The organism is Psychrobacter sp. UBA6766, from assembly GCF_002453355.1.
Lineage (GTDB): Bacteria > Pseudomonadota > Gammaproteobacteria > Pseudomonadales > Moraxellaceae > Psychrobacter.
Genome location: NZ_DKGQ01000055.1, coordinates 1 through 5,654, shown reverse-complemented (window position 1 = coordinate 5,654; position 5,654 = coordinate 1). Strand labels below are relative to the sequence as shown.

Below are 5,654 nucleotides of genomic sequence, written 5' to 3'. Positions count from 1 at the left end.
TTCTTTTTCTTTTTCTTTTTCTAGGCGCTCTTTTTCTAAACGCTGTTCTTCTTCCAAGCGCTGCTTTTCGGCAGCTGCTTGTTGTTGTGCTTGTTTGTCAGCAATGGCTTTGGCAATGGCCTGTTCGGCTTCATGATTTTCATAAAGATCATCAAGATGCGCATCCAAGTCATGGGTGCTAAAAACGAAGGTTTCAAATGGCGTGTCGTGTTGTAATAGGGTAGTGATATCGGTTAGTTCTTGGATGATAGAGGCGCGTACAGGGTCTGGCGCGCACGTCCAGCGCTGATAAAACTGATGGGAAAATGAGTAGCTTGACATGGTATCGTCCATAAATGTTGCATAAAATTACCCCTTATCATACGCAAGTAAGATAAGGGGCTGCAAGTGGTCAAACGTAGCAAATCTGACACCAAGGTTACAACGGCAAAAATAATAGTTTTTTAACATTTATTTAGCATTTTTAACGTTGTTTTAGGCATTTTAGTTTGATGGTTGCACCGGCCAACGGGCAAATATTAGAGAGCCGTTGGTGCCACCAAAGCCAAAGCTATTGGACACTGCATATTGCAGATTATCGACTTTGCGTGATTGATTGGCGACATAGTCAAGATTACAGTTGTCCTCGATATTATCTAAGTTAATGGTTGGTGGTACGTGCTGATGTTGTAGGGCAAGGATAGTAAATATCGCTTCAATACCGCCAGCAGCGCCAAGTAAGTGACCGGTCATCGATTTGGTTGAACTGACTAAAATACGGTCTTTTACGGGCGAAAATACCGTTTCAATGGCAATGGATTCGGCAACATCACCAGCAGGGGTGCTGGTACCATGAGCGTTGACGTAGCCAACGACGGCAGGCTCAATACCAGCATCGTTTAGGGCGTTGCGCATGGCACGAGCCGCTCCGCTGCCATCTTCCGGTGGTGCTGTAATATGGCTAGCATCATCACTCATCCCAAAGCCCACCAATTCAGCGAGTATCGTTGCCCCGCGCGCTTTGGCATGGGCAAGACTTTCAAGAACGACCACGCCTGCGCCATCACCAAGTACAAAACCATCACGGTCTTTATCAAAGGGACGCGACGCTTTAGTTGGTTCATCATTACGAGTAGATAAGGCGTGCATCGCTCCAAAACCTGATATGCCGAGCGGGCTTGAGCCTTTTTCACTGCCACCCGCCAGCATCACATCCGCATCACCATACGCAATTAAACGTGCGGCAAGTCCCATCGCATGGGTTGCGGTGGTACAAGCAGTCGATGTCGCAAGGTTTGGACCTTTTAAGGTATGTTTAATCGCCACTAGACCTGCTGCCATATTGACGATAGAGCCTGGAATAATAAAAGGAGAAACCCTGCTAGCGCCTTTTTCACGCAGCGTATCACGACTGTTTTCAATGGTTTGGATACCGCCGATGCCTGAGCCTAAAATCACCCCAAAGCGTTCTTGATCGACATCTTGTACAGGCGCATCAGCCGCGCTGACTTCATCGATAAAACCAGCATTTTTTAAAGCCATAGCGGACGCAGCAACCGCATAATGCATAAATTCATCATAGCGGCGTGCGTCTTTAGCATTCATATATTGTTTGGCATCGAAGTCTTTGACCACGCCCGCAATTTGCGCGCGATAGTCAGTAGCATCAAAGTGGGTAATCGGCGTAATACCGCTCTCACCGTTAAGTAGGCGTGCCCATGAGCTTTCGACATCCAATCCCAAAGGTGTCACCGCGCCCATACCCGTCACTACCACACGCATATCGTCAGGACGCTCATAGTGCGGTGGTTTTTGCCGTGGCTTATATGCTTGTTTCGCCGCAATATCCATGGTGCTATTATTCGACGATGGTTCGTTCAGTGAGTCGGTCGGTAAAATGCTGTGCTGGCTCATGCGTTATATCCTGTACTTACGGTCCTAAGAGGATGCTATTTCAAAAGCCATTATAAAACACATAAGTGCACGTGTGTAAACTAAAATTTGACCAATCAAGCAAAACAAACCTGCCCTAATACCACGCCTTTACTTGCGCCAGTGACGGCGGGCAGGTTACCCATTTCGCCCATCAGCGTTTGTCTGGCTAGCCAGGCAAAAGCAACCGCTTCCACCCAAGCGGGATTCAGTCCCAAGCTTGCCGTGGTTTCTACCGTACAATGGGGCAGGTGTGCTTGTAAGCGGGTCATTAAATATTCATTTAACGCACCGCCACCGCAGACGTATACCGAGCTTTTTTCATGAGCATTAATAAACATATTGATTTGCATACTGGCACTCATGGCGGTCAGCTCGGTGAGCGTTGCTTGCACATCCGCTGATGAGTAACGAATATGAGCAGAGGCCTGATCGAATTTTTGTAGCTGATTTTGTAACCACGCTAAGTTAAAGTCTTCACGACCTGTGCTTTTCGGATACGTTCGCGCAAAAAATGGATGCTCAATTAGCTGATTAAGTAGTGGCTCAATGACTTGACCAGATTGTGCCCAAGCGCCACCAGCATCGTAATCTTTATCCGTATGGAGTGTCGTCCAAGCATCTAACAATAAATTGGCAGGACCGGTGTCATAACCAACCACGTGACTGTTATTAACAAGAGCATCGTTAACAGGGGTATTATTATCAAGTGTATTATTAGCTGGTAAGACCGTTATATTGGCAATTCCACCCAAGTTTAATAATACTCGCGTGCTATCAGGCGTGGCAAATAAGGCTTGATGAAAGGCAGGAACCAATGGCGCACCCTGACCACCGACGGCCATATCGCGGCGACGAAAATCACTAACGACACTAATGCCAGTATGCTCGGCAATAATATTGGCATCGACCAATTGCAAGCTAAAGCCCATTTGCGGGCGATGACGGACCGTTTGACCGTGACAGCCTATCGCCAGCACCGACTCTGCATCTGTATTGGATTGCTGTAATAAATTATTGACCACCTCGCTGGCAAATTCAGCGTAGGCTTTACTTGCCCAACCGAACCAGTCTAGCTCGCTATTCGGTTCACCCAGTGTTGGTGTTAATTGATTGACGCCATTTGGCTGACATAAAGCCAATAACACCTCACGCAATCGTGGTGGGAAATCCTGACTACGAGTTGCTAATAATCGCATCGGTTGTTGAGTGTTTTCTTTACCACCGAATTGGCAAAGCACGGCGTCCATACCATCCAAGCTGGTGCCAGACATCATGCCGATGTATAAGCCATCATCGAAGTTTTCAAACACCGTTTGCTCAAGCGCATCGGTTAAGGAAGTGTAGTTTGTATCATCGTTATTATTTATTAAATTAGGTGAGTCAACTAAAAATTCGGTGTTTTCAGGATCATTCATAGTCTGGGTAGGCTTGGTCATGGCAATTTACCTCAAAAAACGCTAGTATATCCCTCAAATTCTAACATCTTTTACGGGCTACAAGATTCTAATTACCCCAAACGCTTTACCCTTTTAATAAAGACAATAAAGAGAGCATCATGACAGACCATTCATACACTCTAGAAGAACAACTTGCCCTGATTCAGCGCGGTACGCAAGAAATCTTATCGGAAGACGATTTGGTTAAGAAGTTGAAACTGAATCGCCCGCTACGTATTAAAGCAGGCTTTGATCCTACCGCACCTGACCTGCATTTGGGTCATACCGTATTGATTAATAAGCTAAAGCATTTTCAAGATTTGGGTCATGAGATTTATTTTCTAATCGGCGATTATACCGCCAAGATTGGTGACCCTTCTGGCAAAAACAGCACGCGTCCACCACTGACCGATGAGCAAATCAAAGTCAACGCGCAGACTTATGCGGAACAAGTCTTTAAAATTTTGGATAAAGAAAAAACTAAGATTGTCTTTAACTCTGAATGGTTCAAAGACATGTCAGCAGGCGATATGATTCAGCTTTCTAGCCAGTTGACCGTCTCACGCATGCTTGAGCGCGATGATTTCTCTAAACGCTACGCGGCGCAAACGCCCATTGCTATCCATGAATTTTTATACCCATTGGTGCAAGGTTATGACTCTATCGCGCTAAAAGCCGACGTCGAGCTGGGCGGTACCGATCAAACCTTTAACATCTTGATAGGACGTACTTTGCAAGGTCGTTATGGGCAAGAGCCACAAGTTTGTATCACTGTGCCAATTTTGGAAGGGCTAGACGGTGTTAATAAAATGTCTAAGTCACTTGGCAACTATGTCGGTATTTACGATGCGCCGGGCACCATGTACCAAAAACTGCTGTCGATGCCAGATACTTTAATCCGTCGCTACTTTGAGTTTTTAAGCTTTAAGCCGATGGAAGAAGTCGAAGCGTTAATGGCAGAGATGGAAAACGGTCGCAATCCACAAGAGATCAAACGCATTCTTGCCGAAGAATTAATCGAGCGCTTCCATGATGCCGAAGCTGCCGCTAATGCGCACAAATCAGCGGGTAACGTATTGGCTGATGGCGAATTGCCAGTTGATTTACCAGAAGTGACGTTAGAGTTAGAAGGGCAGGACGCATTATTTATCACGCAAATCCTAAACCAAGCAGAACTTGCCAAAAACAGCTCATCTGCTAAAGATATGATCAAGCGTGGCGCAGTAAAAGTAGATGGCAAAGTCGTCGACGCTGGCTTTAGCTTAACGTCTGGTCAGACAGTCGTTATCCAAGCAGGTAAAAAGGCGTATGCAAAAGTGACGGTTGCTTAGTTAAGAGGTTGAGCTAGGTAACGAGCGTTTCTACGTTCATTATGGCTTAAGGAGAGATAGATGTTAGACCTTCCTACTTTATTAAGTAACGGCATTATTCTTAAGCCATTAATGTTAACTCATGCCAATGATTTAACCCAAGCTTGCCAAGATGGTGAGTTATGGACAATAAACGTGACTTCAGTACCTGAGCCAGACAAGGTTATTGACTATATCAATACGGCCGCATCAATGCCTGATAGAAAAGCTTTTGTGGTTATCGATGAATTAAATGGTAAAGCGATTGGCTCAACGAGTTTTCATGATATTTTACCAAATAGCAAACGCTTAGAGATTGGCTATACCTGGTATGCCAAATCGTATTGGCGCACGCCTGCCAATACCACCTGTAAGCTTATGCTACTCACTTATATATTTGAAACACTAGAGTATCAGACAGTAGGTTGGCGCACAGATATTGGAAACGACCGCTCACAACAAGCTATTGAACGTTTAGGTGCTAAGAAAGATGGTGTGATTCGAGGTAATCGAGTGCGCCGTGATGGTGTTATTTCGGATACAGTGATGTATAGCATGTCAAAAGAAGAATGGCCTAAACATAAAACCAGGTTAATAGAGAGGCTAGCTAAGCATGGAAAATAATAATTTTAGTAGCGTCACCCAAGGCATTTACCGCCATTACAAAGGCAGTCTTTACCAAGTTTTGCATATCGCGCAGCATTCAGAGACCGAAGAAGCGTTAGTGGTTTATCGCTGCCTCTACGGTGAGTATGGCGTTTGGGTTCGACCATTAACCATGTTTACAGAAACCGTTGAAGTTGATGGTAAAGAAATACCGAGATTTGAGTTGGTTAAAACCTTAGCTGATTGATATCTCAAAACGTTTAAAGTTTATTATTCAAAGAAAAAGCGACCCGTTGAGGTCGCTTTTTTTATTTGAATAATACCAAACCCAACAATTAAAGTTGCGCCC

General features: G+C 45.0%; 5 protein-coding genes and 1 pseudogene. 3 read left to right on the top strand and 3 right to left on the bottom strand.

Annotated elements, in window-relative coordinates:
• From B4K26_RS12095 to B4K26_RS12085, 3 genes and pseudogenes are all read right to left on the bottom strand, one after another.
• Positions 1–333, bottom strand: a pseudogene (locus B4K26_RS12095) (hypothetical protein); the annotation flags it as partial.
• A gap of 150 nt (positions 334–483) precedes the next feature.
• Positions 484–1,761, bottom strand: a complete 1,278-nt coding sequence (gene fabF / locus B4K26_RS12090; RefSeq protein WP_409521402.1) for a beta-ketoacyl-ACP synthase II — start codon at positions 1,759–1,761, stop codon at positions 484–486.
• A gap of 227 nt (positions 1,762–1,988) precedes the next feature.
• The gene (locus tag B4K26_RS12085) at positions 1,989–3,329 is read right to left on the bottom strand and encodes an anhydro-N-acetylmuramic acid kinase (RefSeq protein WP_296245792.1); all 1,341 of its coding nucleotides are present in this window, start codon (positions 3,327–3,329) and stop codon (positions 1,989–1,991) included.
• Between the two features lie 140 nt (positions 3,330–3,469).
• Here B4K26_RS12085 and tyrS point away from each other — a divergent pair, with 140 nt between their 5' ends.
• Genes tyrS through B4K26_RS12070 form a run of 3 tightly spaced genes read left to right on the top strand, consistent with a single transcriptional unit; the run spans position 3,470 to position 5,552 of the window.
• Positions 3,470–4,681, top strand: coding sequence for a tyrosine--tRNA ligase (gene tyrS, locus B4K26_RS12080; protein ID WP_296245780.1), 1,212 nt, complete (start codon positions 3,470–3,472; stop codon positions 4,679–4,681).
• 60 nt (positions 4,682–4,741) lie between these two features.
• Complete coding sequence (locus B4K26_RS12075; protein WP_296245779.1) at positions 4,742–5,323, top strand: GNAT family N-acetyltransferase; 582 nt, start codon at positions 4,742–4,744, stop codon at positions 5,321–5,323.
• Positions 5,313–5,552 carry a DUF1653 domain-containing protein gene (locus tag B4K26_RS12070; RefSeq protein WP_296245778.1) on the top strand — a complete coding sequence of 80 codons (240 nt, stop codon included), beginning with the start codon at positions 5,313–5,315 and terminating at the stop codon, positions 5,550–5,552. The genes B4K26_RS12075 and B4K26_RS12070 overlap by 11 nt, the downstream gene beginning before the upstream one ends.
• The last annotated feature ends 102 nt before the right edge of the window (positions 5,553–5,654 follow it).

What these genes read in the sequence shown, in the direction of transcription:
- B4K26_RS12070 (WP_296245778.1), top strand. Translation starts at nt 5,313, where the DNA reads ATGGAAAATAATAATTTTAGTAGCGTCACCCAAGGCATTTACCGCCAT.
- B4K26_RS12075 (WP_296245779.1), top strand. Translation starts at nt 4,742, where the DNA reads ATGTTAGACCTTCCTACTTTATTAAGTAACGGCATTATTCTTAAGCCA.
- fabF (WP_409521402.1), bottom strand. Translation starts at nt 1,761, where the DNA reads ATGCGTGTGGTAGTGACGGGTATGGGCGCGGTGACACCTTTGGGATTG.
- B4K26_RS12085 (WP_296245792.1), bottom strand. Translation starts at nt 3,329, where the DNA reads ATGAATGATCCTGAAAACACCGAATTTTTAGTTGACTCACCTAATTTA.
- tyrS (WP_296245780.1), top strand. Translation starts at nt 3,470, where the DNA reads ATGACAGACCATTCATACACTCTAGAAGAACAACTTGCCCTGATTCAG.